The sequence below is a fragment of the Streptomyces sp. NPDC026515 genome (assembly GCF_055567595.1).
The window spans coordinates 1-25,391 of sequence record NZ_JBVHQD010000015.1; the positions used below are offsets into that span (position 1 = coordinate 1).

General features: G+C 72.2%; 22 protein-coding genes. 7 read left to right on the forward strand and 15 right to left on the reverse strand.

From position 1 onward, the window contains the following. The first annotated feature begins 12 nt into the window (after nucleotides 1-12). Nucleotides 13-3,546 carry a DUF6531 domain-containing protein gene (locus tag ACZ4O3_RS28605; protein ID WP_467724949.1) on the forward strand — a complete coding sequence of 1,178 codons (3,534 nt, stop codon included), beginning with the start codon at nucleotides 13-15 and terminating at the stop codon, nucleotides 3,544-3,546. Beyond that, nucleotides 3,543-3,842 (forward strand): hypothetical protein, encoded by a 300-nt coding sequence (locus ACZ4O3_RS28610; RefSeq protein WP_467724951.1) that lies wholly within the window; start codon nucleotides 3,543-3,545, stop codon nucleotides 3,840-3,842. The genes ACZ4O3_RS28605 and ACZ4O3_RS28610 overlap by 4 nt, the downstream gene beginning before the upstream one ends. 465 nt (nucleotides 3,843-4,307) lie before the next feature. Here ACZ4O3_RS28610 and era read toward each other — a convergent pair whose 3' ends face one another. Then, nucleotides 4,308-5,276 (reverse strand): GTPase Era, encoded by a 969-nt coding sequence (era, locus tag ACZ4O3_RS28615; RefSeq protein WP_362717841.1) that lies wholly within the window; start codon nucleotides 5,274-5,276, stop codon nucleotides 4,308-4,310. A 142-nt stretch (nucleotides 5,277-5,418) separates the two neighbouring features. On the opposite strand from era, the gene ACZ4O3_RS28620 reads away from it, so the two are divergent. Both ACZ4O3_RS28620 and ACZ4O3_RS28625 read left to right on the forward strand, forming a co-directional pair. Further along, nucleotides 5,419-6,729, forward strand: coding sequence for an ammonium transporter (locus ACZ4O3_RS28620; RefSeq protein ID WP_362717839.1), 1,311 nt, complete (start codon nucleotides 5,419-5,421; stop codon nucleotides 6,727-6,729). Then, nucleotides 6,726-7,064: a P-II family nitrogen regulator gene (locus ACZ4O3_RS28625; RefSeq protein ID WP_362717836.1), complete on the forward strand. Its 339-nt coding sequence runs from the start codon at nucleotides 6,726-6,728 to the stop codon at nucleotides 7,062-7,064. Before ACZ4O3_RS28620 ends, ACZ4O3_RS28625 begins: the two co-directional genes overlap by 4 nt. On the opposite strand, the gene ACZ4O3_RS28630 is transcribed toward ACZ4O3_RS28625, so the two are convergent. The 8 genes from ACZ4O3_RS28630 to ACZ4O3_RS28665 all read right to left on the reverse strand — a co-directional run bounded on the left by ACZ4O3_RS28630 (nucleotide 6,958) and on the right by ACZ4O3_RS28665 (nucleotide 14,043). After that, nucleotides 6,958-8,037: a DUF916 domain-containing protein gene (locus tag ACZ4O3_RS28630; protein ID WP_467724953.1), complete on the reverse strand. Its 1,080-nt coding sequence runs from the start codon at nucleotides 8,035-8,037 to the stop codon at nucleotides 6,958-6,960. The two genes, ACZ4O3_RS28625 and ACZ4O3_RS28630, sit on opposite strands and share 107 nt — an antisense overlap. 84 nt (nucleotides 8,038-8,121) lie before the next feature. Then, nucleotides 8,122-9,456 (reverse strand): beta-xylosidase, encoded by a 1,335-nt coding sequence (locus ACZ4O3_RS28635; RefSeq protein WP_467724954.1) that lies wholly within the window; start codon nucleotides 9,454-9,456, stop codon nucleotides 8,122-8,124. Between the two features lie 160 nt (nucleotides 9,457-9,616). Beyond that, nucleotides 9,617-10,084, reverse strand: a complete 468-nt coding sequence (locus ACZ4O3_RS28640) for a hypothetical protein (RefSeq protein WP_467724955.1) — start codon at nucleotides 10,082-10,084, stop codon at nucleotides 9,617-9,619. Between the two features lie 288 nt (nucleotides 10,085-10,372). After that, nucleotides 10,373-10,723, reverse strand: a complete 351-nt coding sequence (locus ACZ4O3_RS28645) for a cytidine deaminase (RefSeq protein WP_362722819.1) — start codon at nucleotides 10,721-10,723, stop codon at nucleotides 10,373-10,375. A gap of 64 nt (nucleotides 10,724-10,787) precedes the next feature. Continuing rightward, the gene (locus ACZ4O3_RS28650; RefSeq protein WP_362722822.1) at nucleotides 10,788-11,147 is read right to left on the reverse strand and encodes an MmcQ/YjbR family DNA-binding protein; all 360 of its coding nucleotides are present in this window, start codon (nucleotides 11,145-11,147) and stop codon (nucleotides 10,788-10,790) included. After that, nucleotides 11,144-12,445: a hemolysin family protein gene (locus ACZ4O3_RS28655; RefSeq protein ID WP_362722825.1), complete on the reverse strand. Its 1,302-nt coding sequence runs from the start codon at nucleotides 12,443-12,445 to the stop codon at nucleotides 11,144-11,146. Before ACZ4O3_RS28655 ends, ACZ4O3_RS28650 begins: the two co-directional genes overlap by 4 nt. A gap of 18 nt (nucleotides 12,446-12,463) precedes the next feature. After that, nucleotides 12,464-12,961: an rRNA maturation RNase YbeY gene (ybeY, locus tag ACZ4O3_RS28660; protein WP_351691360.1), complete on the reverse strand. Its 498-nt coding sequence runs from the start codon at nucleotides 12,959-12,961 to the stop codon at nucleotides 12,464-12,466. 14 nt (nucleotides 12,962-12,975) lie between these two features. Continuing rightward, a complete protein-coding gene (locus ACZ4O3_RS28665) occupies nucleotides 12,976-14,043 on the reverse strand; it encodes a PhoH family protein (protein WP_362722830.1) in 1,068 nt (355 codons plus the stop codon). Between the two features lie 251 nt (nucleotides 14,044-14,294). Between ACZ4O3_RS28665 and ACZ4O3_RS28670 the strand changes: the two genes are divergently transcribed. After that, nucleotides 14,295-14,984 (forward strand): FAD binding domain-containing protein, encoded by a 690-nt coding sequence (locus tag ACZ4O3_RS28670; RefSeq protein WP_467724957.1) that lies wholly within the window; start codon nucleotides 14,295-14,297, stop codon nucleotides 14,982-14,984. 133 nt (nucleotides 14,985-15,117) lie between these two features. Here ACZ4O3_RS28670 and ACZ4O3_RS28675 read toward each other — a convergent pair whose 3' ends face one another. Both ACZ4O3_RS28675 and ACZ4O3_RS28680 read right to left on the reverse strand, forming a co-directional pair. Then, a complete protein-coding gene (locus ACZ4O3_RS28675; RefSeq protein WP_467724959.1) occupies nucleotides 15,118-16,293 on the reverse strand; it encodes a carbohydrate kinase family protein in 1,176 nt (391 codons plus the stop codon). A 144-nt stretch (nucleotides 16,294-16,437) separates the two neighbouring features. Beyond that, nucleotides 16,438-17,379: a 5-dehydro-4-deoxyglucarate dehydratase gene (locus ACZ4O3_RS28680; protein WP_467724960.1), complete on the reverse strand. Its 942-nt coding sequence runs from the start codon at nucleotides 17,377-17,379 to the stop codon at nucleotides 16,438-16,440. 110 nt (nucleotides 17,380-17,489) lie between these two features. Here ACZ4O3_RS28680 and ACZ4O3_RS28685 point away from each other — a divergent pair, with 110 nt between their 5' ends. Together ACZ4O3_RS28685 and ACZ4O3_RS28690 are read left to right on the forward strand one after the other, a co-directional pair. Continuing rightward, complete coding sequence (locus ACZ4O3_RS28685) at nucleotides 17,490-18,269, forward strand: IclR family transcriptional regulator (protein ID WP_467724961.1); 780 nt, start codon at nucleotides 17,490-17,492, stop codon at nucleotides 18,267-18,269. A 268-nt stretch (nucleotides 18,270-18,537) separates the two neighbouring features. Then, a complete protein-coding gene (locus ACZ4O3_RS28690) occupies nucleotides 18,538-19,722 on the forward strand; it encodes an MFS transporter (RefSeq protein WP_467724963.1) in 1,185 nt (394 codons plus the stop codon). Here ACZ4O3_RS28690 and ACZ4O3_RS28695 read toward each other — a convergent pair. The 4 genes from ACZ4O3_RS28695 to ACZ4O3_RS28710 all read right to left on the reverse strand — a co-directional run bounded on the left by ACZ4O3_RS28695 (nucleotide 19,719) and on the right by ACZ4O3_RS28710 (nucleotide 25,352). After that, nucleotides 19,719-20,720 (reverse strand): adenosine deaminase, encoded by a 1,002-nt coding sequence (locus tag ACZ4O3_RS28695; RefSeq protein ID WP_467724965.1) that lies wholly within the window; start codon nucleotides 20,718-20,720, stop codon nucleotides 19,719-19,721. The two genes, ACZ4O3_RS28690 and ACZ4O3_RS28695, sit on opposite strands and share 4 nt — an antisense overlap. Nucleotides 20,721-20,740: 20 nt before the next feature. Beyond that, nucleotides 20,741-21,646, reverse strand: a complete 906-nt coding sequence (locus tag ACZ4O3_RS28700) for a ribonuclease Z (RefSeq protein ID WP_467724967.1) — start codon at nucleotides 21,644-21,646, stop codon at nucleotides 20,741-20,743. 6 nt (nucleotides 21,647-21,652) lie between these two features. Then, nucleotides 21,653-22,006 (reverse strand): histidine triad nucleotide-binding protein, encoded by a 354-nt coding sequence (locus tag ACZ4O3_RS28705; protein WP_362722598.1) that lies wholly within the window; start codon nucleotides 22,004-22,006, stop codon nucleotides 21,653-21,655. Nucleotides 22,007-22,127: 121 nt separating this feature from the next. Beyond that, entirely contained in the window at nucleotides 22,128-25,352 is a 3,225-nt protein-coding gene (locus ACZ4O3_RS28710) for a S41 family peptidase (protein ID WP_467724969.1), read from the reverse strand. Between the last annotated feature and the right edge of the window lie 39 nt (nucleotides 25,353-25,391).

The following is a 25,391-nucleotide window of genomic DNA, read 5'->3' on the forward strand; positions in this document are numbered from 1 at the left end:
GGCATGAAAGCCATGAGCCTCGCCGTGAAGGGCCTGGGCAAGAACGCCCGCGGCATGCTGGCCGAAGGCGCGGAGGGCGCGTTCAACCGGCTGAAGAGCAGGATCAAGGGGTGCGGAGACCCCGTCGACGTCGCTACGGGCCACACGTTCCTGGCCGAGACGGACATCGTCCTCGAGGGCACGCTTCCCCTGGCCTTCACGCGCCGGGTGTCATCCGGACATCGCACGGGCTGGTGGTTCGGCTCCTCCTGGGCGTCGACGGTCGACCAGAGGCTGGAGATCGACGAGCAGGGCGTCGTCTTCGTCAGCGACGACGGGCTGCTTCTCGCATACCCCCATCCGGAGAGCCCGGGGGTCGGTGTCCACCCCCAGGCAGGTCCGTGCCGGCCGCTGACCCGGCTGGACGACGGCGGCTACCGCATCGACGACCCGGTCGGCGGTCTGAGCCGGCACTTCGCGCCGCCCAGTCGCGGCGTCGCCCTCCCGAAGCTCATATCCGATCGCAACCACAACACCATCGCCTTCGACTTCGACGCCGCCGGCACTCCCCTGGCGATCCGGCACTCAGGCGGCTATCACCTCACCCTCACCGTCGAAGAGGAACGCGTCACGGCGCTGCACCTGGCCCGAGCCGGTGAAGACGGCGCGGACCTGACGCTCAAACGGTTCGGCTACACCGACGGTGCCCTCACCTCGGTGACCGACTCGTCCGGCTCGACAACGGAATTCGCCTACGACGAGCGCCTCCGCCCGGCGGCGTGGCGCGACTCCAACGGCAGCCGCTACACCTACACCTACGACGAACACGACCGCTGCATCGCCCAGGGCGGGGAGGACGGACACCTCTCCCACACCTTCTCGTACGACGGAACGGATCCCTCCTGGCCCGGCCGCGCGGTCACCGAGGTCACGTCGGCCGAGGGTGCCGTCTCGCGTTACGTGATCGACGAAGCGTGCCTGGTGGTCGCCGAGGTCGACGCCCTCGGAGGCATGACACGCAGCGAGTACGACAGCAGGCAGTTCCTGGTCGCGTCGACGGACCAGCTGGGGCACACCACCCGCATCGTCAACAACGAGATGGGCCTGCCCGTCGCGGTCACCCGACCCGACGGCAGCGTCGTCAGGGCCGCCTACAACGATCTCCACCTGGCCACGGCCGTCGAGCTGCCGGACGGCGCCTCGTGGCGCTACACGTACGACGAACGGGGCAACTGCACGGCGATCACCGATCCGACGGGCGCCGCCGACCGGGCCGTCTACACGGAGACGGGACACCTCGCCGCGGTCGTCGACGCCCTCGGACACACGACACGGGTCCAGTGCGATGCCGCGGGGCTGCCCCTGCGGATCACGGACGCCGTCGGCGCCGAGGTGGTCTGGACCCGCGATGCCATGGGCCGGCCCGTGGAGATCGTCGACGAGGCGGGGCACTCCACCCGCTTCACCTGGTCTCCGGAAGGCCGGCTGCTCCGGCGGGCCGCCGCGGACGGCGCGGCCGAGACCTGGACCTACGACGGTGAGGGCAACTGCACCTCGCACACGGACCGGTCCGGCCACCTCTCCCGCTTCGAGTACACGCACTTCGACCTGCTCACGGCACGCGTCGCCCCCGACGGCACCCGGCACGAGTTCGCCTACGACTCCTCGCTGCGCCTCACCCGCGTCGTCAACCCCCTCGGCATGACATGGAGTTACGCCTACGACCAGGCGGACCGCCTCGTGTCGGAGACGGACTTCGACGGCCGCACGGTGACATACGAGCACGATGCCGCGGGGAGACTGGGCTCACGGACCGACGCCCTGGGCGAGCCGGTGACGTTCGCGCGCGACGTGCTCGGCCGGATCGTCCGCAAGGACGCCGCCGGAGCCGTCACCGAGTTCACCCACGACGCCTCCGGCCGCCTCGTCCGCGCCGTGAGCCCGCAGTCCACGATGACCGTCGAACGCGACGCGCTCGGCCGGCCGCTCTCCGAGACCGTCGACGGACGCGTCCTCACCTTCACCTACGACGCCGCGGGACACCGGGTCGGGCGTACCACGCCGAGCGGTGCGGTGAGCACCCGCTCTCATGACGCCGCGGGCCGTCTGGTCAGGCTGATCACGTCAGGCAGGGTGATCGACTTCGAGCGTTCCGCGACGGGCCGGGAGACGGCCAGGCGTTTCGGCGACCACGTCACGCTGGCCCACGCCTTCGACGAACTGGGCCGCCTCGTGGCACAGTCGGTGACCACGGGGGACGGTTCCCCGGTCCAGCAACGGGCCTACACGTATCGCGCCGACGGCAACCTGGTGGGTGTGCGGGACAGCGGCTCCGGTACGCGGGCCATGGAGCTGGACACGCTGGGCCGGGTCACCGCCGTCCGGGCCCAGGACTGGTCGGAGGCGTACGCGTACGACGCGGCGGGCAACCAGACCCATGCCGAATGGCCGGGGTCCCCCGCGAGCCCGGACGCCGCCGGGCCCCGCGATTACGCGGGTACGGCCGTCGTGGAGGCCGGCAGGTACCGCTACGGGCACGACGGCCGGGGCCGGATCGTCTCCCGGCAGCGCACCCGGCTGTCCCGTGAGCCGAGCACCTGGCACTACACCTGGGACGTCGAGGACCGCCTCACGGCCGTCGTCACGCCGGACGGCACCCGGTGGCGCTACCGGTACGACCCGCTGGGCCGCAGGACCGCCAAGGAACGCCTCGGCCCGGACGGCGAGACGGTGGTGGAGGAGACCGTCTTCACCTGGGACGGCAGCGCCCTGTGCGAACAGACGACCACCGAACCGGACGTCGCGCATCGGGTGACGCTCACCTGGGATCACCAGCGGCTGCATCCCGTCGCGCAGACCGAGCGGATCTCCGCGGCGGACGCACCTCAGGAAGAGATCGACTCCCGCTTCTTCTCCATCGTCACCGACCTGGTCGGCACGCCCACCGAACTCGTCGACGAGACCGGACGGATCGGCTGGCAGGCACGCAGAACCGTCTGGGGGACGACGGCCTGGGCCACCGGCAGCACGACGTACACTCCGCTGCGTTTTCCGGGTCAGTACTTCGACCCGGAATCCGGACTTCATTACAACTGCTTCCGCCATTACGATCCGGAGACCGGCCGGTACCTCACCGCGGATCCCCTCGGCCTCGCTCCGGCCCCCAACCCGCTGACCTACGTCACCAACCCCGACGTGTGGAGCGACCATCTGGGGCTCTCCCCGGAAGAATGCGCACAGTCCATCTTCAAGGCGCCGGGGCGGAAGCTGGGCGAGCAGCAGGAGAAATACGGGTACCGTGAGGCCGACTTCCCCGGCGATCCGGACGCTCCCGACTACATCTACCCCAACGGTAGGGTGTACTTCGCGAAGGAGCGGCACGTTGCCGAGAAATATGCGAAATCCTACGGCGAGGGCGTCATAGAGATAAAGATTCCGAAATCCGAGTACGCCGCCAAGTACGAGAAGTACGAGCGGAACTACGAAGGCGGACCGGAAAAGGAATTGGAGATCCCGAACAACGTGGTCGAAGATCTGAATCAATATCCGAGGGTGCGGCACAAGTGAGCGGCGAAGAGATGTGGGAAGCGGCGAAGCGGCGATACCCCCTGGGGAGTGCCGCCAGGGGCAGGGTGAAGGACCGGTTCCCGTTCGGGGTGTTCCTCGCACTCGACGACGCCCCGGGGGTCAACGGATTCGTCGACCTCCTGTCGTACAACCCCGACGGCACGATCAACGACCCGAAGGCTCCGCCCGTGCCGCTCCCCGAGGTCGGGGAGACCGTGGAGGGGACCGTGGCCATGCACGTGGACCGCGACCGGCAGATCCGGATCCGGGTCGGCGCCCCCTTCTGGGAGGCGTGACCGGGCCCGAAGACCCGGCCGCCGTCCGTGGCTCGGCGATTCCCGCGCCCGCCCCGACCGGCGTACCGATCTCGCGGGCACCTCGCCCCGTGGGCCGTGGGCGTCCCACGGGGGTCGTCCTGGGTCCGGGACAGCCGGCGGAGCTGTCGGCGAAGGGCGGTACGGTGCACCGCTTCGAGTCGCGGGCCCTGATGACGGTGCCGGGAACGTACCGCGCCCTCGCGCAGACCCCCGGGTTCCCGGGCTGCCTCGGCGGGAACCGGGACGCGGTGGTGGACTGCCTGGACGACCCGTGCGGCGCGGTCACCGGCGGAGTCGGCGTCGCGGGCGTCGATGGTGTCGCCTGCATCGTCCATGACGCCGGCCCGCCGCTGGAGACCGAGCACTTCCTGCTGGGGTGCCGACCGCGCATACCCGGCGGTGGACCCCGCAAAACGGCGCCGAGGCGCGGGACCGCCGGCCTTCTCAGAACCCGAGCCGCCGCAGCTGCTTCGGATCCCGCTGCCAGTCCTTGGCCACCTTCACGTGCAGGTCCAGGAAGACCGGGGTGCCCAGCAGGGCCTCGATCTGCTTGCGGGACTTGATGCCGACCTCCTTCAGGCGGGTGCCCTTGGGGCCGATGACGATGCCCTTCTGGCTGGGGCGCTCGATGTAGAGGTTGGCGTGGATGTCCAGGAGGGGCTTGTCGGCGGGGCGGTCCGGGCGCGGGAGCATCTCCTCGACGACGACGGCGATGGAGTGCGGCAGCTCGTCGCGGACGCCCTCCAGGGCCGCCTCGCGGATCAGTTCCGCGATCATGACCTGTTCGGGCTCGTCGGTGAGGTCGCCCTCGGGGTAGAGCGCCGGGCCCTCGGGCAGGAGCGGGACGAGGAGGTCGGCCAGCAGGTTCACCTGCTGGTCGCCGACCGCCGACACCGGCACGATCTCCGCCCACTCGAAGCCCAGCTCCTTGCCCAGCTGGTCGATGGCGATCAGCTGCTCGGCGAGGGCCTTGGAGTCGACCAGGTCGGTCTTGGTGACGATCGCGATCTTCGGGGTCTTGCGGATCCCGGCCAGCTCCTTGGCGATGAAGCGGTCGCCGGGGCCGATCCTCTCGTTCGCCGGCAGGCAGAAGCCGATCACGTCGACCTCGGCCCACGTCGTGCGCACGACGTCGTTGAGGCGCTCGCCGAGCAGCGTGCGCGGCTTGTGCAGCCCCGGGGTGTCGACCAGGATCAGCTGTGCGTCCGGCCGGTGCACGATGCCGCGCACCGTGTGCCGCGTGGTCTGCGGCTGGTTCGCGGTGATCGCCACCTTCTGCCCGACCAGAGCGTTCGTGAGGGTGGACTTGCCCGCGTTGGGGCGCCCGACGAAACAGGCGAAGCCCGCCCGGTGGACGGCCTCCGGCGATTCCGACGGCTCGGTTGACTGGCTGCGAACGCTCATGGCCCCCATTCTCCCTGATCCACGACACCCCGCCGCACCGTGAGAATTCGGTGACCCAGGGGTAACGAAACGTCACGGAAACACAGTCGTACGCAGCCGGAAACGCGTTCCGGTGAGTCTCTGACGAGCCCCCACGACGTTGGAGACGCCCGTGATCACCGCAGCCGCGCACGCAGACACCGGCGACACCGCCTGGCTGCTCGCCGCCACCGCCCTGGTCCTGCTGATGACCCCGGGCCTGGCCCTGTTCTACGGCGGCATGGTCCGCACCAAGAGCGTCCTCAACATGCTGATGATGAGCTTCGTGTCGATCGCGCTGGTGACGGTGGTGTGGCTGGCGGGCGGATACACGCTGGCCTTCGGCGAGGACGCCGGGGCGGGGCTGGTCGGCGACCTGGCGCACGCCGGGATGCGCGGGCTCGGCCCGGACAGCGTGCGGGGCACCGTTCCCACCCTGCTCTTCGCCACCTTCCAGCTCACCTTCGCGGTCATCACCGCCGCGCTGATCAGCGGTGCGGTCGCGGACCGGGCCAGGTTCGGGGCGTGGCTGGTGTTCGTGCCGGTGTGGGCACTGCTCGTATACGTTCCGGTGGCGCACTGGGTGTGGGGGCCGGGTGGCTGGATCCAGCACGGCCTCGGCGCCCTGGACTTCGCCGGCGGTCTCCCGGTCGAGATCACCTCCGGCGCCTCCGGCCTGGCGCTCTGCCTGGTCCTCGGGCCGCGGCTCGGGTTCAAGAAGGACGCGATGCGCCCGCACAACCTCCCGATGGTGGTCCTGGGCGCGGGTCTGCTCTGGTTCGGCTGGTTCGGCTTCAACGCGGGCAGCGCGCTCGGCGCCAACGGTCTCGCGGCCGCCGCCTTCCTGGACACCATGGCGGCCGGCTGCACGGGGCTGCTGGGCTGGCTCTTCGTCGAGCAGCGGCGCGACGGCCACCCGACCACCCTGGGCGCGGCCTCGGGCGCCGTCGCCGGCCTGGTCGCGATCACTCCGTCCTGCGGCTCGGTCTCACTGCTCGGCGCGCTCGCCGTCGGCCTCGCCGCGGGCGTGGTCTGCTCGTACGCGGTCTCCTGGAAGTTCCGGCTGAACTACGACGACTCGCTCGACGTCGTCGGCGTCCACCTGGTCGGCGGAGTCATCGGCACCCTCCTGATCGGCCTGTTCGCCGAGAAGGCCATGACCGGCGGCGCCGAGGGCCTGTTCTACGGCGGCGGGCTCGGCCAGCTCGGCAGGCAGGCGGTCGCGGTGGTGGCCGTGGCGGCGTACGCCTTCACCGTGACGTACGGCCTCGGCAGGCTGCTGGACCGGACGCTGGGCTTCCGGGCGAGCGAGGAGCAGGAGCACGCCGGTCTCGACCTGTCGGTGCACGCGGAGACGGCTTACGATCACGGGGTCCTGGGCCACGGTGCCCCGGTCGGCGCGTCCCTCCTCCCCTCCGCCCAGAAGGTCAAGAGCCAGCCATGAAGCTCGTCACCGCGATCGTCAAGCCCCACCGCCTCGACCCGGTGAAGGCCGCCCTGCAGGAGATCGGGGTGCACGGCCTGACCGTGACCGAGGCCAGCGGGTACGGGCGGCAGCACGGCCACACCGAGGTGTACCGCGGTGCCGAGTACCGGGTCGACCTGGTCCCCAAGGTCCGGATCGAGGTCGTCGTCGAGGACGCCGACTCCGAGCCGGTGATCGAGGCGATCGTCAGGGCCGCGCGGACGGGGAAGATCGGGGACGGGAAGGTGTGGGCACTGCCGGTGGAGACGGTCGTCCGGGTGCGGACGGGCGAGCGCGGCCCCGACGCCCTCTGAGCAGCCCCCGCAGGCCACGGCCGCGGCGGCCCCGGCGGGCCCGTGCGAGCAGCACGCCGCCGGCCACCCCGGCGACGAAGGCCAGCCCCACCACCAGCCACGGCAGAGCGAGGAACGAGGCGCTCGCGGACTCCTCGGTGCCGGCCGCGCTGGCCGTCAACGTGACGTTCCCCCAGTCGAACTGGGGCGCGTTCCGCCAGGCTGCGGTGAGCCGCACGCGCTCCCCCGGCAGCAGCTCGGAAGGGACGCCGGTGAGGTCGCGGCTGAGCAGCCTGCGGCCGAAGAGTCCCTCGGCCCGCAGCCGCACCTTGGGGTCCAGCGTGACGTTCCCCGTGTTGTGCAGGGTGTAGGAGACGGTGGCGGTGCTGTCGCCGAGGCCGGGCACGAGCGGCTGGTGGTGGGTGAGGTGCACGTTCTCGACGGCGACGGCCGGCAGCGTGGGCCCGCTCACCCGCAGGTAGACCCGGGCTCCGACGGCCCGCTGCACGCCGAGCGCGAGGGAGCCCGTCCCCGGGTCGACGCGTTCGTCCAGTGCCACGATCGCCCCCGGGTGGTCACCGGGTCCGGCGTCCCGGGGCACGTGCAGGGTGAAGGGGACGGTGACCGTCCCGTGCGGCGGCACGGTGACCCGCGCCCTGCCCGTCTTCGCCCAGGCGCCCACCCCCCGCATCCGCTCCTTCACCGTGCGGACGGCGAACCCGCCGTCCCGCGCGGTGTTGTAGGCGTCGGCCGCGTACAGCCGGAAGGTGAGCGGCTTGCCGGTCTTGTTGGCGACGGCCACCTTGTCGGTGATCTTCTGCCCGGGGTCGAGGGAGAGATAGAAGTACGGCCGCGCCGCGATCTTGGAGGCGACCGGGTAGACGGACCAGCTGCCGTTGTCGGCGGCGCGCGCGGGGCCCGCCGTGCCGAGGGGTCCGAGGACGCCGAGGAGCAGCAGACTCAGGAGGAGGACACACGGCTTGACGCGACGCATGGGTGCGGACCCCCGGTCGGAAGCGGTTGGGGCGGCGACCGGTCTCCCGTGATCCGAAAGTCCGGTCGCCACTGGGGTGTTGGCTCAGGTGAGCGTCAGGGTCAGGACTCCGGAGTACGACCCCGGCGGGGTGAACGCCGGTACGTCCAGGGAGAGTCCGGCGCCGACGGTGAACTCACCGCCGGTGACCGGGGCGTCCGGGGTCGACGCGAGGGTCGCTCCGGAACCGCCGACGGCACCCGCGGAACCGGCCGCGCAGGCGCTCGGGCTGCCTGCCTTGGCCGCGCAGGACGGGGTCCAGCTCAGCTTCCCGGCGTCGATCTTGGCGCCGGGACCGGTGAAGTCGGTGACCTTGCCGGTGAGCGACCAGCCGGCCGGACCGCCACGGAAGTCCTTGACGGTGACGGTCCGCAGGGCACCGGTGGACGCGCCGCCCTGACCGAAGTCGACCGACGACAGCGCGACGGAGTCCCCGGCCTGGGACATGGACAGGGTGCCCGCCCTGACGGTGGTCGTCAGTTTCTGGCTCCCGTCCGGCACCGGCGTGGTGTCGTTGACGACGTAGGCGGCCGGACCGGCCCCCGCCGTGTCGCTCCAGGCACTGCCCTCGTACGCCACGATCCCGGTCGTCGTCCTGTCGTTGACGGTGATCGGGGCGCTGAAGGAACCGTCGGTGCCCGCGGTCGCGGTGGCCGTGTCGGCGGTCTGGCTGCTCCCGGACCGCCCGGCGAGCGTGACGGTCGCGCCGGGGGTGAAGTTCTGCCCGCTGACGGTCACGCTGTCACCGGGGTTCCCGGAGGCCGAACTCAGGCTGATGGCCCGGTTGTTGACCGGGGTGGTCGAGGTCGCCGTGACGGTCTCCGACACCGGGGCGGGCGGGTTGGTGACCGTGCAGGGGGTGTCCAGCTCCAGGATGTAGCTGGTGTGGATGTTGTAGTCGCCGGGCGAGAGGCTGATGGCGCCCGGCGAGGTGACGGTGAACGTGCCCGTCATGGAGAACGACGGGAAGGTCCCGTACCCGGGCACCGGGTCGTTCTTCTTCGGCCCGGTCACCGTGACGTCCCCGCTCTGTGCCCCGCCCAGCGTCACCTTCCCGGTCGGCGTCATGATGTCGGCCGGCAGGGCGAGGGCGGTGGGGTTGTTCGCGGCGGGCGTGACCACGGTGTAGGTCACCGTGACCGTGTCGCCGACCTTGGGCGTGGTGTCGTCCACCGAGATGCTCGCGGTGGTGGTGCCGTCGATCGGCGGGAGGCCCGCGACGGCGGGCGGGATGCAGTGCGTGGCGAAGTCGACGTTCGTTCCGGCGGCACCGGCCGGACAGGCCAGTGCGCCCCCCGTCGCGACCGCGAGCGCGGTCGCCCCGAACAGCGAGATCAAGCGCCACCGTCGGGATCTTCGTGACCTTGGGGGTGAACCCATGGAAGCCCCCTCCTGAGGGTTGCGGGCGCAGCGGCTCCTCTGCGCCGACAGGGGGCCATTGATGTGGAGGGCACGTGAGAAGTCAATGGAGATGCCGCAGAAAACTGACGGTTCATCAGCTTCTGCGGCATCCGGAACGAACCAGTCAGCGTGCCCGGGATCAGAAGACGAACGGGCCGGGCGACTGGGCCGCGCTGGACGTGCAGGTGACGGTGATGCCGAAGATGACCATCTTCAGTGAGCCGCCGTGGAAGTCGAGGCTGTCACCGGCGGCGACGGTGCCGGGCAGCGGACCGACGGTGACGGCGCTGCCGGCGGCCATGGCCGGGTTCACGGTGCCGCTGAAGACGACGTTGCCGCCGTGCGAGTTGGCCATGGTGAGCGTGGAGGCGATGGAGTTCGCCGACAGGGCGAGGGGGGTGGTGATCGCGCTGGAGGTGAGGGTGAGGGTGGCCGCGGTACCGCTCTGGGTAGCGGTGAGGGTGGCCGCGCCGCCGCCGAAGATGCCGCAGCTGGCGGTGACGGTGGCGGTGGTCGGGGTGACGGCGGCGGCCGAGGGTGCGAAGGCCAGCGCCGTGGCGGCGAGGGCCCCCGCCGCGAGTGCCGCACCGGTGGTCAAGCGTTTCATGGAGATCGGGCTCCCTTCCCGTTACGTGGGAATGCCATGTGGGGATGGCGACCCCGGTCCGGGTGGATGCGGGCACACCGCGGGGCGCCGATTCCGGCGCCCCGCCCAGATCTGACGGTCCGTCGGAACTTACGGTCCCATTGATACGCGAGCGACACAGACCGACAAGGTTGAAATCTGGCCTACTGTCCGCGCCGCGGGTGCGGTTGGGTGCGGGCAAGCACGCCGTCGCCGCACCCGCCACCGAGTCAAGCAGCCCCGCCCCCGTTCCCGACGGAGTCAACGAGGTCAGGCCGGGACGGTCAGCCGTACCTCTCCGTCCGGCCCCGCCAGCAGCACCGGCGTCCCCGGCCCGCCGAGATCCCGCACCGCGGCCAGATCCCCCGCCTCGATCGCGTCCGCCCCGCTCACGACCGCCGCCGCCTCCAGGGACTCCGCCCCCGACGCCACCGCCATCGCCACCGCCGTCCGCAGCGCGCTCAGCTTCAGCGAGGCCAGGTCCACCGTGCCGGCCACGTACGTCCGGCCCGTCGAGTCCCGTACCGCCGCCCCCTCGGGCACCCCGTTGCGGGCCCGCGCCGAACGGGCCAGGGTGACGATCTTGCGGTCCTCGGGATCAAGCCCACTGCTCTCGGTCATGCCCCGAGCATACGAACAACCTGACCCGGTCAGACACTCCGGCCACCCGCACCGACCGGTCCCGTCACGGCCGGTCCAGCCGCAGGCGCTCCGCCCTCGGCAGGCCGGCCACGACGAGGTCGTACGAGTCCTCGATCAGTTCCTTCACGAGCCGCTCGGGAAGGCCGCCGTCCACGGTCACGGTGTTCCAGTGCCGCTTGTTCATGTGGTACCCCGGCGCGACCAGCCCCTCGTGCTCGTCACGGAGCCGCACCGCGTCCTCGGGGGCGCACTTGAGGTTGACCTTCAGCGGCTTCGCGTCGATCCAGCTCAGCGCGAACATCTTGCCGAGCACCTTGAAGACCGAGACGTCCGGGGTGAAGGGGAAGTCCTCCTCGGCCGCGTTGAAGGAGAGACAGAAGGCGCGGAGCTGGTCCGGGGTCACTCCGGGTCGTCCTCCGGGTCGTCGGGCACCGGTACCGGCTCCACCAGCACCGTCACGATCTTGTTGCGCCGGCCGGCGGCCGATTCCGCGGTGAGGGCCAGCCTGCGGCCGTCGGGGAGTTCGACCTGGGCGGAGGCACCCGCGATCGGCACCCTGCCGAGGGCTTTCGCGAGCAGCCCGCCGACGGTCTCCACGTCCTCGTCGTCGTACTCCTCCAGACCGTACAGCTCGCCGAGATCCGTGATGTCGAGGCGGGCGGTGACCCGGTGGCGGTCGTCGCCGAGGTCGGTGACGGGCGGGAGCTCGCGGTCGTACTCGTCGGTGATCTCGCCGACGATCTCCTCCAGGATGTCCTCGATGGTGACGATCCCGGCCGTGCCGCCGTACTCGTCGATGACGACGGCGACGTGGTTGCGTTCCTTCTGCATCTCGCGCAGCAGGTCGCCCGCGTTCTTGGTGTCGGGCACGAAGAACGCGGGCCGCATCGCGGTGGAGACCAGGTCGGACTCGGCGTCCCGGCTGATGTGCGTCTTGCGGACCAGGTCCTTGAGATACACGATGCCGACGATGTCGTCCTCGCTCTCCCCGGTGACGGGGATGCGCGAGAACCCGGAGCGCAGGGCCAGGGTGAGGGCCTGCCGGATGGTCTTGTACCGCTCGATGACGACGAGGTCGGTGCGCGGGACCATCACCTCCCGGACGAGGGTGTCGCCGAGTTCGAAGACCGAGTGCACCATCCGGCGCTCCTCGTCCTCGATCAGGGACTCCTTCTCCGCCAGGTCGACCAGGGCGCGCAGTTCGGCCTCGGAGGCGAACGGGCCGCGCCGGAAGCCCTTGCCCGGGGTGAGGGCGTTGCCGATGAGGATCAGCAGGTACGGGACCGGGCCCATGACGCGGGCCAGCGGCAGCAGGACGTAGGCGGCGGCCGTGGCCGTGTTCAGCGGGTGCTGGCGGCCGATGGTGCGCGGGGAGACGCCGACGGCGACGTACGACACGAGCACCATCACGCCGATCGCGGCGAGCAGCGCCTCCCAGGTGGCCGGGATCTCCTGGAGGCAGGCATAGGTGACCAGGGCCGCGGCGGCCATCTCGCAGGCGACCCGGACCAGCAGCGCCACGTTGAGGTAGCGGGTGGGGTCGGCGGCGATCTGGGCGAGCTTGGCGCTGCCGCGCCGCCCGGACTTCACGGCCTCCTCGGCGCGGAAGCTGGAGACGCGGGCGATGCCGGCCTCGGCGCAGGCGGCCAGCCATGCGACGACGACCAGGGCGATCGCTCCGGCGACGATCTGCGAACTCATACGAGGACGACCACCCGGCTAGGAGACCGTCGGCGCCGGCGAGGGGCCGGTCAGGCCCTTCTCCCCCCGCCAGCCGTCCACGATGGCCGCCTGCAGACCGAACATCTCGGCCTTCTCGTCGGGCTCCTCGTGGTCGTAGCCGAGCAGGTGCAGCACTCCGTGGACGGTGAGCAGCTGGAGCTCCTCGTCCATGGAGTGCTGGGTGTCGGCCTCGGCACCCTGCTTGGCGGCGACCTCCGGGCAGAGCACGATGTCGCCGAGCAGCCCCTGCGGCGGCTCGTCCTCGTCCTTCGACGGCGGCCGCAGCTCGTCCATCGGGAAGGACATGACATCGGTCGGCCCGGGCAGGTCCATCCACTGGATGTGCAGCTGCTCCATGGCGTCGGCGTCCACGACGATCACCGAGAGTTCGGAGAGCGGGTGGATGCGCATCCGTGCGAGGGCGTAGCGGGCGATGTCGAGGATCGCCTGCTCGTCGACCTCGGTTCCGGACTCGTTGTTGACGTCGATCGACATGGCGCTGTGCTTGTCTACTTCCCCTTGTGCCCGGACTTCGAGCGGCCGCCCTGATGCGAGCCGTTCTCCGTGCCGTGCGTGCTGTCGTACTGCTCGTACGCGTCGACGATACGGCCCACCAGCTTGTGCCGTACGACATCGTGGGACGTCAGCCGGGAGAAGTGCACGTCCTCCACGCCCTCCAGGATGTCCTGCACCTGGCGCAGACCGGACTTGGTGCCGTTGGGCAGGTCGACCTGGGTGATGTCGCCCGTGATCACGATCTTCGATTCGAAGCCGAGCCGGGTCAGGAACATCTTCATCTGCTCGGGCGAGGTGTTCTGGGCCTCGTCGAGGATGATGAAGGCGTCGTTGAGGGTGCGGCCGCGCATGTAGGCGAGCGGTGCCACCTCGATGGTGCCGGCCGCCATCAGGCGCGGGATGGAGTCCGGGTCGAGCATGTCGTGCAGCGCGTCGTACAGCGGCCGCAGGTAGGGGTCGATCTTCTCGTAGAGCGTGCCCGGCAGGAAGCCCAGCCGCTCGCCCGCCTCGACCGCGGGCCGGGTCAGGATGATGCGGTTGACCTGCTTGGACTGCAGGGCCTGCACCGCCTTGGCCATGGCCAGGTAGGTCTTGCCGGTACCGGCGGGGCCGATCCCGAAGACGATCGTGTGCTTGTCGATCGCGTCGACGTACCGCTTCTGGTTGAGGGTCTTGGGGCGGATGGTGCGACCGCGCGAGGACAGGATGTTCTGTGTCAGAACCTGGGCCGGGGTCTCCTCCGGGCCCTCCCCGTTCTCACTCGCCCGCAGCATGGCGATCGAGCGTTCCACTGCGTCCTCCGTCATCGGCTGCCCGGTGCGGAGCACCAGCATCATCTCGTCGAACAGGCGCTGGACGATGGCGACTTCACGGGCATCGCCGACCGCGCTGATCTCATTGCCCCGGACATGGATGTCGGCCGCCGGGAAGGCCTTCTCGATCACACGCAGCAGGGAGTCGCCGGATCCCAGCACGGTGACCATCGGGTGCTGGGCGGGAACCTCGAACTGAGCTCGGGCCTGCTGCTGCGCGGGAGTGTGAGCTGTGGGTGTCTGAGTCATGGGCCGGCGCTTAAGGCCTGCGGTTCCTCCTCATCACGGCCGCGTAGCTGAGGGCGGCCTCGCGATACCAAGCGTACGACGCCGGGGTGACAACGCCGTAGGCCTTTTCACAGCGGAAGGCGCCCCTGTTGCAGCCGTGAGCCCTGCATGCGCTCCGGCGCGCCGGGGCAGAATCCGGGCCGTCACCGCCACGCGTGGCCGGGGGGCCGCGTTCGCTCCGCGCCACCTGTCCGCCCAGAAAGCAGGTAGCCGTGCTGCTGCGTCTGCCCACGTCGGTCTCCGAGGCCCGGGAATGCCTGTCCGAGGGCGCGATACCCGTCGGCGGTGCGACCCTCGTCTGGGCCGTCTGGCAACGGGACGGTTTCCCGGAACAGGCGGTGTCCCTGCGGAAGGTGCCGCAGGCGACGGCGATCGGGGACGGCGTGCTGGGGGGCGCGGTGCTGCTGCACCAGGTGGACGACCGGGTTCCGGAGGTGCTGCGGACGGCGGCCAAGGGGGTCGGCACGGGCTCGGTGCGCCGGACGGCGACGGTCGGCGGGAACATCGCCGGGTCGAGCCTGCGGGATCTGCTGCCGGCGGCGATCGTGCTGGACGCGTGGGCCGAGGTGCTCACGGCGGACGGGGTGCACGAGGTGGACCTGGCCGAGCTGGAGGCCAAGGCGCCGGTGCTGCTGGCGCTGCGCTGGCGGGAGCCGGTGCGGGGCGTGTACGCGAAGGTCGCGGACCCGGCGGGCGGGGAGGTGCCGACGATCGTCGCGGCGGGGGTGGACACGGAGGGTGTGCTGAGGGTCGCGGTGCGGGAGGGCTACGAGTTGAGCCGCGGGAGCGTGGACGCCCAGGGGGGCAGGGTGGAGGAGCTGTTCGCCGGGGCGCTGGCGGGGGTGTCGCAGGGGGGACGGACCTTCGTGCGGGAGCAGGTCGCGAGAGTGACCGGGGGATAGACGGGGGTGGTCCGGTCCGTCGTCGGCGGCGGGCCGGTGGGGGCTTGTCGCGCCGCTGAGGGGGCGTGGGGAACCGCGCGAGCAACCACGGCGACGGCGCACCCGCCCCGGCCCACTGGCGCCCGCACGGCCGTCACGCCGAGCGGCCGAACCCGATCGTCGGCACCGCCCTCCGCAGCGGCCACGGCCTGACCTGGTCCTCCTCAGGTACCAGGCCCTCCAGGAACGCGTACCGCCGCAGCGCCGCGGGGTCCTGGCCGGCCACCGACTGGACCTTCCGCCACCACGCCCCGATCTCGGACCAACCCGGCGCGGACAGCGAGCCGCCGAACTCCTGGACGGAGAGCGCCGCCGTGAGGCCGGCGAAGGCGAGGCGGTCGGCCAGCGGCCAGTCGGCGAGCGTGCCGGTGACGAACCCGGCGACGAAGACATCACCCGCGCCGGTCGGGTCGAGGGCCTCCACGGCGATCGCCGGGACCTCGGCGGACTCCCCGGTCCGCCCGTCGACCGCGTAGGCGCCCTCCGCCCCGAGGGTGACGACGGCCAGGGGCACGTACCGCGTGAGGGCATGGGCCGCGGCCCGCGGGCAGTCGGCGCCGGTGTACCGGATCGCCTCCTGCGCGTTCGGCAGGAACGCCTCGCAGTACTCCAGGTCGGCGAGGCTCGCCAGGTCCCACGCCCCGGTGTCGTCCCAGCCGACGTCGGCGAAGATCCGGGTGCCCTCGGCGGCGGCCCTGGCGATCCAGGGGTTGCGGGTGCCGGGCGTGAGGGAGGCGACGGCGGCACGCGCGTGGGCCGGGTGGCCGGGGGCGTTCTGCTGGCGGAACAGGGTGTCGGCGGGCGGCTCGTGGCCGTGCGAGACCATGGTCCGCTCGCCCTCGTAGGCCATGGAGACGGTGACCGGCGAGTGCCAGCCGCGCACGGTCCGCGACGGGGAGAGGTCGATGCCCTCGCCCTGTTCGAGGGCGTCCCAGCAGTACTCGCCGTAGTGGTCGTCGCCGAAGGCCGCGGCGAGCGAGGTCTTCAGGCCGAGCCGGGCGAGGGCGGTGGCCATGTTGGCGATGCCGCCGGGGCTGGAGCCCATGCCGCGGGCCCAGGACTCGGTGCCGCGCACGGGCGCGGAGTGCAGGCCGGTGAAGACGATGTCGAGGAAGACGGTGCCGGTGAGGTAGACGTCCCAGGGCGGATCGCCGGGCGCGCGCAGGCCGGCCAGCGGGTCGACCTGCGCGGCGCAGTGCGCGGTCGTTGCTCCTCTGTCGTCGTCGAGGTACTCCGGTTCCTCTCCGGCGAACGCGTTGGACGCGGTCACGGTGCGCTCCCTGGACGTGGTGCGGATCCGGCCAGTCTGCACCATGTCGGGACAGCGGCGACGGCTCTCGCCGCGGGACCGCCCGGCCGTGCCCGCCCTGCCGGCGCGGCACGGCCGGCACGAGGACCCGGCCGTCCCCGGGGTTCACAGGGACGCCCCCACGAGGTCGAGTCCGGCGGTCAGCAGGCCCCTGAGGTCGGCGAGGTGGGCGGCGCAGGGGTCGGTGAGCGGGGCGCGCACGGGACCCACCGGGCGGCCGCGCAGCCGGGCCGCCGCCTTCACCAGCGACACCGCGTATCCGGGCACCCGGTCGCGCAGTTCGACGAACGGCACGTAGAAGTCGCGCAGCAGCTTGTCGACCGTGCCGTGGTCGCCGGCGCCGAGGGCGGCGAAGAAGGCGTCGGCGATCTCGGGGGCGAAGGCGTGCACGGCGGAGGAGTAGGCGGGGACGCCGACGGCGGCGTAGGCCCGGGCCTGGATCTCGGCGGTGGCGGCACCGTTGAAGAAGAGGAAGCCCTCCGGGGCGGCGAGGGTGAGCCGCTGGAGCCGGTCCAGGTCGCTGTGCCCGTCCTTGAGTCCGACGACGCCGGGGATACGGGCGATGCGCGTCAGCGCGTCGGCCGTGAAGGCGACCTGGCCACGCTGGTAGGCGATGAGCGGGAGCGGCGTGCGGGCCGCGATCTCCTCCAGCTGCGCGACCAGGCCGTCCTGCGGGGCGGCGACGAGATAGTGCGGCAGCACGAGCAGGGCGTCGGCCCCGGCCTCCTCGGCGGCCCGGGCGAACCGCACGGCCTGCGCCCAGCCGTATCCCACCCCGGCGACCACCGGCACCCGCCCGGCCGCCTCCTCTACGGCGACGGCCACGACCTGCCGGTACTCGTCCTCGTCCAGCGAGAAGAACTCGCCCGTCCCGCAGGCCGGGAAGAGCGCACCGGGCCCGGCGGCCAGCTGCCCGCCGACGTACTCCCGGAATCCGTCCAGGTCCAGGGACCCGTCGGGGTGGAAGGCGGTGAGCGGGAACGACAGCACCCCGCCCGCCATCCCGTCCCGCAACCTCCGCACCACACCCTCCGGCTGTCCGGTCACCGAAATCCATCTCCCTATGTAGATGTCATCCACGTATGAAAACCAACACTAGATATGCGAACACCCCTCGTCAACGGCGCACCCCGTCCCCGTGCCTCTACGATCTGCACATGTCCGAGACAGCAGGCGTCCGTGAGGTGAAGTCCGCGGCGCGCACGGTGGAGCTGCTGGAGCTCCTCGCGGCCCGCGGCGACCGCCCGGCCCGCCTCCAGGAACTCGCGGACGAACTCGGTGTCCCGCGCAGCTCGATGTACGCCCTGCTCCAGACCCTCGTCACCAGGGGCTGGGTGCGCACCGACACGACCGGCTCCCTCTACGGCGTCGGCATCCGCACCCTGCTGACCGGCACGAACTACCTGGACTCCGACCCGCGCGTCCGCCTCGTCCGCCCGTACCTGGACGAGGCGTCGCAGAAGCTGGGCGAGACCGTCCACCTGGCCCGCCTGGACGGCCCGGACGTGGCCTACCTGGCGACCCGGGAGTCACACGCGTACCTGCGCACGATCAGCAGGGTGGGCCGACGGCTGCCGGCCCACGCGGGCGCCCTCGGCAAGGCGCTCCTGGCCGAACGCCCCGCGGAGGAGCTCCCCGCGGGTCCGTACGAGCCCCTGACCCCCCGCACCCGCACCACACGGGACGCGCTGGCCGCCGACCTCGCCGGGATCCGCGCCCGCGGCTACGCGATCGACCGCGAGGAAGGCGTCACGGGCATCGCCGGCTTCGGCTTCGCCCTGCGCTACGACACCCCGGCCCAGGACGCGATCAGCTGCTCGGTGCCGGTGACCCGCCTGACACCGGACCACGAGGCGGAGATCGTGACGGTGATGAGGGAGACCCGGGCGAGGATCGAGGCGGCAACACCCCCCGGCGGCACGGTCAACTGGCGCTGACCACAAAGGGCGCCGGGCCGTACCTGTCAGCGGCTCCGCCCCGTCGGGGCGACGGGCGGCGCCGTGTCCGCGGCAGCCGGGCCCCACGGCGCGCGGCGCTTCTACCCCTCCGCCCAGCCCCCAAACAGAACATGACCCACATCACACCACCCGCCCTTCTTCCGCCCTCCTCCCACTTGATACAAATTGCCCGCGCGTTCCTGTCCGTCGACGGCCTGCGCCCAACCCCCCTCCTCCGTCGGTCCTTTCGCATGCCCTGGGAACGCCCGTGTCCGCCCGCACCACCCCCTGGCCCCTCGTCGCCCTTTTCACGGCCGGGTACCTCGCCCCCTACCTGCTCCCGACCACCGTCGGCAGGCTCGACTCGGGGCTCCCCGTCTCCGCCACCGAGGCAGGCGCCATCGGCAGCGCCCTGCTGCTGAGTTCCGCGGCCGCCGGCTTCCTGCTGGCGTCCCGGGTGGACCGCGCCGGCCCCCGCGCCCTCGCCCGCGCCGGCCTGCTCCTCGCCGTCCTCGGCTACGGTGGCGCCGCCCTCACCGGCCACGTCCCGGCCGTCGTGGCCGGCGCGGTCGCCGGCGGCTTCGGCTCCGGCACGGTCACCGCGGTGGCCGCCACCGGCATCGCCGCAGAGCGCGACCCGCACCGCACCACCACCCTCGGCCTGCTGGGGGTCTCCGCCCTCGCGGCGGCGGTCTACCTGACGGTCCCGCACCTCGGTCCCGGCCATGCGCAGCCCCTGGCCGCGATCGCGCTCACGGCACTCGCGGTCTGGCCGCTCACCGCCCGCCTGTCGCCCCGCACCGCCCCGGCGCTGCCCCGCACCGCGCCCGGCTCCCGGCTCCCGCACCTGCGCTCGGGTCTGCTGCTGGCCGCGGCGATGCCCTGCTGGTCGGCCGTACAGAACGCGCTGTGGGGTGTGAGCGGCCGGATCGGTCTGACCCAGGCGCACCTGAGCGAGGTGACCGTGGGCGTGGTGTTCGCGGTGGCGCTCGGCGCCGGTCTGCTCGGTGTAATCGGGGCGGGCGCGCTCGGCCCCCGGCTCGGGCAGGCCCTGCCGATCGGCCTCGGCACGGTGCTGATCGCCGGCTGTGTCGCGCTCAGCGCGTCCGCCACCGACCTGACGGCGTTCGCGTCCGGCGAGATCGCCTGGAACCTGCTCTACCCGGTCGTCCTGTCGTACGTCATCGGCCTGGCCGCGTCCCTGGACCCGCGCGGACGCTGGGCGGTCCTGGTCGGCTCGGCGTCGTCGCTGGGCACCGCCGTCGGCCCGATGACCGGCAGCCTGCTGTCGGCCGAGGCCGGTTTCCCGGTGATGGGGACGGTTCTGGCGGTGGGCCTGCTGGCGATCGCGGTCCCGCTGACGGCGGTGGCACTGCGGCCCAGGACCACCACCGTCACGGCCGCCTGCCCGGCGCTCACCGACGAGACGGTACGCCTGGACGTCGCCGCCTAGGGCCTGGTGCCGAACTCGTAGGCGTCCACCTCGGCCAGGTACCGGGCCCGCAGTTCCTCGTCGTCGTCCAGGAAGGAGGCGAGGAAGGAGTTGCGGGCCAGCTGCCGCATCTGCTCCCGGGACAGGCCCAGGGCGTCGCGCACGGCGTGGTAGTTGTCGGCGACGTAACCGCCGAAGTAGGCCGGGTCGTCGGAGTTGACCGTGCACAGCAGGCCCGCGTCGAGCATCGCCGGCAGCGGGTGCTCGGCGAGCACGTCCACCGCGCGCAGCCGGACGTTCGACAGCGGGCACAGCGTCAGCGGGATCCGCTCCCGCACCAGACGGGCGACCAGGTCCGGGTCCTCCATGCAGCGCAGCCCGTGGTCGACGCGCTCCACCCCGAGCAGGTCCAGCGCCTCGGTGATGTAGGCGGGCGGCCCCTCCTCACCGGCGTGCGCCACGCGCCGCAGCCCGAGGCCGGCGGCCGTCTCGTACACCTCGCGGAACTTGGCCGGCGGGTGCCCGACCTCGGCCGAGTCCAGCCCGACGCCGATGATCCGGTCCAGGTGGGGCCGCGCTGCCTGGAGCGTCTCCAGTGCCGAGTCGGCGGACTCGTCGCGCAGGAAGCACATGATCAGCCGGGTGGACATCCCGTGGTTCTCGAGGCTGGTGCCGAGCGCCCGCCACAGCCCCTCGACGACCGTGCCCATGGGCACGCCCCGCGCGATGTGCGCCTGCGGGTCGAAGAAGATCTCGGCGTGCCGCACGCCCTGGGCGGCGGCCCGGGTCAGATAGGCGTTGGCGAGGTCCTCGAAGTCCTGCTCGGTACGCAGGACGGTCATCAGCTCGTAGTACAGGTTCAGGAAGGACTGGAGATCCTTGAACAGGTAGGCCTCGCGGAGACTCTCGGTGTCCGCGTACGGCAGCACGACACCGTTGCGCTCGGCGAGCCGGAACGCCAGCTCCGGTTCCAGAGTGCCTTCGATGTGGAGGTGCAGTTCAGCTTTGGGGAGGGGCACCAAAGCATCGTACGGCCGCTTCACCTGCGCTTCGGAACCGGCACTCGGAGCAAGTCGTAGGCGACGGTCAGCTCTCCCTCGAAGCCGGCGGCCCGCGCCTGCCGCTCGAACTCCTCGGGTTGCGGGTAGCGCTGGCTGAAGTGGGTCAGCACGAGGTGCCGTACCCCCGCGTCCCGCGCGACGGCCGCCGCCTGCCCGGCGGTCAGATGGCCGTGCTCCGCGGCCAGCGGGGCGTCCTCGTCGAGGAACGTGGACTCGATGACGAGCAGGTCGCAGTCCTCGGCGAGCGCGTACACGCCCTCGCAGAGCCGGGTGTCCATCACGAACGCGAACCGCTGCCCGCGGCGCACCTCGCTGACCTGGTCCAGGCTGACGTCCCCGAGGACGCCGTCGCGCTGGAGACGGCCGACGTCCGGGCCCTTGACGCCGTGCGCGGCGAGCCGGTCGGGCAGCATGCGGCGGCCGTCGGGCTCGACGAGCCGGTAGCCGTAGGACTCGACCGGGTGGGAGAGCTTCCTCGCCTGGAGCGTGTACGACGGGGTGACGGCGAGGTCGCCGTCCGCGTCGACCGGGGCCTCGGTGATGCCGACGGTCTCCCGGTAGGCGGTGGCGTACCGGAGCCGGTCGAAGAAGCGCCGGCCGGACTTCGGGTAGTGCGCGGTGACCGGGTGCGGGACCTTGTCGAGGTTGATCCGCTGGATGACCCCGGCCAGGCCGAGACAGTGGTCGCCGTGGAAGTGGGTGACGCAGATCCGGTTGAGGTCGTGCGCGGCGGCCCCGGCCCGCAGCATCTGCCGCTGGGTTCCCTCGCCGGGGTCGAAGAGGATGCCCTCGCCGTCCCAGCGCAGCAGGTAGCCGTTGTGGTTGCGGTGCCGGGTGGGGACCTGGCTGGCGGTGCCGAGGACCACGAGTTCACGTACGGACACGGCTGCCTACCCGGGCGGCCACTGCAGGCCACGGCCGCCGAGGACGTGCGCGTGGGCGTGCCAGACGGTCTGGCCCGCGCCGCTGCCGGTGTTGAAGACGATCCGGTAGCTCTCCAGCTTGTCCTCGCCGGCGACGGCCTGCGCCTCGCGCAGTATGTCGGCGGCCACGGCGGGTTCACCCGCGGCGAGTTCGGCCGCGTCCCGGTAGTGGACCCTGGGGATCACCAGGACGTGGGTGGGCGCCTGGGGGTTGATGTCCCGGAAGGCGACGGTGGTGTCCGTCTCTCGGACGATCGTCGCGGGGACGTGGCCTGCGACGATCCTGCAGAACAGGCAGTCGTCCTGGGGTTCCCCTGCCATGCGGATTCCTTCCTGGGCACCGTGGTCGATCTTCCGGGGCATCGTATCGCCGTCGGGTACGCGCCACGCGGGGCTGGGCGCGCCCGCGGCGGAGCCGCACACCGGCACGGCCCCGCCACCCTCACGCGGGCAGCGTGGGCGCAGTCTTCGCGGGCGTCGTCTCCAGCGTCTCCAGCGCGATCCGTACCGCCTCGTCCAGCTGCGGGTCCCTGCCCGCGGCCCAGTCCTGCGGGGTCTGGACGACCTCCACGTCCGGGTCGACGCCGTGGTTCTCCACGCCCCAGCCGTAGCCCTCCAGCCAGAACGCGTACTTCGGCTGGGTGACCAGCGTGCCGTCGACCAGCCGGTAGCGGCTGTCGATGCCGATCACACCGCCCCAGGTGCGGGTGCCGACCACCGGACCGATGCCCAGCGCCTTGATCGCCGCGTTGACGATGTCCCCGTCCGAGCCGGAGAACTCGTTGGCGACGACGACCACCGGGCCGCGGGGCGCGTCCCTCGGATAGCTGAACGGGCGCATGCCGCGCGGCAGGTCCCAGCCGACGATCCGGCGGGCCAGTTTCTCCACGACGAGCTGCGAGGTGTGGCCGCCGCGGTTCTCCCGCACGTCCACGACGATGCCCTCGCGGGCCATCTCGACACTCAGGTCACGGTGGATCTGCGCCCAGCCCGGTGCCTGCATGTCCGGCACGTGGAGATAGCCCAGCCGGCCCCCGGACAGCTCGTGCACACGGGCCCGCCGACCGGCCACCCACGCGTGGTAGCGCAGCGGTTCCTCGTCCGCGACCGGCACGACGACGGGGTGGCGCAGCTCGCCGCCGCCCGCGGGGGACACGGTCAGCTCGACGGCCTTGCCGGCGGTGCCGACCAGGAGCGGGCCGGGTCCGGTGACCGGGTCGACGCTCCGTCCCGCCACGGCCACGATCGCGTCGCCGGGACGGACCGCGACGCCGGGCGCGGCGAGCGGGGAACGGGCGCCGGGGTCGGAGGTCTCGGCGGGCAGGATCCGGTCGATGCGCCAACTGCCGTCCGGATGACGGGAGATGTCGGCGCCGAGCAGACCCTGCCGGGACCCGCCCCCGTGGCCGCCGCGCGGGGTGACGTAGGCGTGCGAGGTGCCCAGTTCGCCCTGGACCTCCCAGAGCAGGTCGACCAGGTCGTCGTGGGTGGCGACGTGCTCGACGAGCGGCCGGTAGCGGTCCAGGACGCCGTCCCAGTCGACGCCGCCGAGGTCCGGCCGCCAGAACTGGTCCCGCATGATGCGGCCGGTCTCGTCGAACATCTGCCGCCACTCGGCGGCCGGATCGAGGGTCTGGCGGACCCGGGACAGGTCGACGGTGATGTTGGTGTCGCTCTCGTCGTCGCCCGAGGCACGGCGGTCACTGGGTACGACCTTGAGCTTGCCGTCGGTCCACAGCAGGACGCGTTTGCCGTCGCCGCTGACCTCGAAGTGGTCGGCGTCGGAGGAGAGGTACTCGATGCGCTGCTGGGCGAGGTCGTAGCGCTCCAGCTCGGACTTGGGGTCGGGGTCCTCGGGGTGGGCGCGGGAGGCGCCGAGCACGCCGCGCACCGGGTGGCGCAGCCACAGGACGCCGTCCTTGGCGGCACGCAGCCCGGAGTAGCGGCCGGCCTCGACGGGGAAGGGCACGATCCGGTCGGCGAGGCCCTCCAGGTCGATCCGGGTGGCCGGGGTGCCCTCGGCGTCCGGGGTCTCGTCCTTGTCGGGCGTCTCGAAGGGGCGGCCGTGCCGTTGCGGGCCGAACGGCGAGGGGGTGGTCGCGGCCAGGGTGATCAGGTGCGGCCGGTCGCCGACCACGAAGGCCAGGTCGAAGACGTGCTCGTCGTAGACCGGGTCGAAGGAGCGGGTGGAGAGGAAGGCGAGGTGCTTGCCGTCGCGGGTGAAGGCGGGGGCGTAGTCCTGGAAGCGCAGCGGGGTCGCCTCGGTGACCGTGAGGTCGGTGGTGTGGGCGATGCGGAGCTGGGCGAGCCCGCCGGCTCCCGGGTGGGACCAGGCCAGCCAGCCGGAGTCCGGCGAGAAGGCGAGCCCGCTGACGTCGCCGTCCTCGCTGCGGTCGACCTCGCGCACCTCGCCGGTCTCGCGCTCGACGAGGAGGAGCCGTCCGTCGTGCGCGGCGACCGCGACGCGGCTCCCGTCGGGGGCGACGGCGAGGTCCAGGACCCGGCCGAGCTGTCCGGCGGCGAGCCGTCGCGGGGTGGAGCCGGGCACCGGACCGGTGGCGGGCGCGAACTCCAGGGCGTCGTCGCCCTCGGCGTCCGTCACCCACACCACCCACTCCTCCGCGTCCGCGCGGAAGGTGACGGGCAGCCGGGCACGCACTCCGGGCTGGGCGGCCAGCGCCCGGGCCGGACCCGACCGGTGGGTCACCCAGTGCACACCGCCGCGCACCAGGACGGCGCTGCCGCGCGCGGTGTGGTCGGGCGAGGCGGCACCGAACCAGCGGGCCGCGTTGACCGGGCGCGGCTGACGGTCCACCCGGGCCCCGCCCAGCCGGATGTCCAGCCGGCGCGGCTCGGCCCCCTCCAGGTCGTCGAGGAGCCAGAGTTCACCGGCCGAGGCGTAGACGACCCGGGTGCCGTCACCGGCCGCGTGCCGGGCGTAGAAACCGTCGAGAGGGGTGTGCCGGCGCAGGTCGGAACCGTCGGCGAGGGAGGAGTACAGCGCGCCCGTCCCCTCGTGGTCGGAGAGGAAGGCGATCCGGTCCCCGGCCCACACGGGGTGTTCGAGGTTCCCGTCCAGCTCCTCGTGCAGCCGGACGAACTCCCCGGCGCCTTCGCCGTCGTCGGCGCCCCGGTCGATCCACAGCTTGCCCGCCGTACCGCCCCGGTACCGCTTCCACCATGCAGCCTCCCGCCCCATCGGCGCGGACAGCAGCACGGTGTGCGGTCCGAGGGCGACATGGCCGACCGGGCCGTAGGGCAGAACGGTGGACGGGCCGCCGTCGAGCGGGACGGTCCGGGCCCAGCTGCGCCGGAGGCTGGACTGGCCGTAGGTACTGATCGCGAGGACCTGTCCGTCGGCGGTCCAGCCGCGCACCTGGGTCCGGGAACTCCCCCAGTGCGTCAGGCGGGTGGCGGAACCGCCGTCGACGGGGGCGGTGTGGATCTCGGGGGCGCCGTCACGGGTGGAGGTCCAGGCGACCGTGGTCCCGTCGGGTGAGATGCGCGGCAGCGTCACGGGGACGTTGTCGGCGCTGACCCGCCAGGCCCGGCCGCCGTCCAGGGGCGCGAGCCACACGTCGTCCTCGGCGGTGAAGGCGACCAGGTCGCCGTGGACATGGGGAAATCGGAGGTAGGAACGCTGTCCTGTCGCTGCACCCTTGGTCACCCGCTCAGCCTATGCATCGCGGCACGATCGCGGCGGCCG

Coding starts and splice junctions, on each gene's coding strand:
- ACZ4O3_RS28665 (WP_362722830.1), bottom strand. CDS start 14,043: ATGACTCAGACACCCACAGCTCACACTCCCGCGCAGCAGCAGGCCCGA.
- ACZ4O3_RS28640 (WP_467724955.1), bottom strand. CDS start 10,084: ATGAAACGCTTGACCACCGGTGCGGCACTCGCGGCGGGGGCCCTCGCC.
- ACZ4O3_RS28605 (WP_467724949.1), top strand. CDS start 13: ATGAGCCTCGCCGTGAAGGGCCTGGGCAAGAACGCCCGCGGCATGCTG.
- ACZ4O3_RS28705 (WP_362722598.1), bottom strand. CDS start 22,006: ATGGCAGGGGAACCCCAGGACGACTGCCTGTTCTGCAGGATCGTCGCA.
- ACZ4O3_RS28635 (WP_467724954.1), bottom strand. CDS start 9,456: ATGGGTTCACCCCCAAGGTCACGAAGATCCCGACGGTGGCGCTTGATC.
- ybeY (WP_351691360.1), bottom strand. CDS start 12,961: ATGTCGATCGACGTCAACAACGAGTCCGGAACCGAGGTCGACGAGCAG.
- ACZ4O3_RS28655 (WP_362722825.1), bottom strand. CDS start 12,445: ATGAGTTCGCAGATCGTCGCCGGAGCGATCGCCCTGGTCGTCGTCGCA.
- ACZ4O3_RS28625 (WP_362717836.1), top strand. CDS start 6,726: ATGAAGCTCGTCACCGCGATCGTCAAGCCCCACCGCCTCGACCCGGTG.
- ACZ4O3_RS28630 (WP_467724953.1), bottom strand. CDS start 8,037: ATGCGTCGCGTCAAGCCGTGTGTCCTCCTCCTGAGTCTGCTGCTCCTC.
- era (WP_362717841.1), bottom strand. CDS start 5,276: ATGGGGGCCATGAGCGTTCGCAGCCAGTCAACCGAGCCGTCGGAATCG.
- ACZ4O3_RS28645 (WP_362722819.1), bottom strand. CDS start 10,723: ATGACCGAGAGCAGTGGGCTTGATCCCGAGGACCGCAAGATCGTCACC.
- ACZ4O3_RS28685 (WP_467724961.1), top strand. CDS start 17,490: ATGTCCGAGACAGCAGGCGTCCGTGAGGTGAAGTCCGCGGCGCGCACG.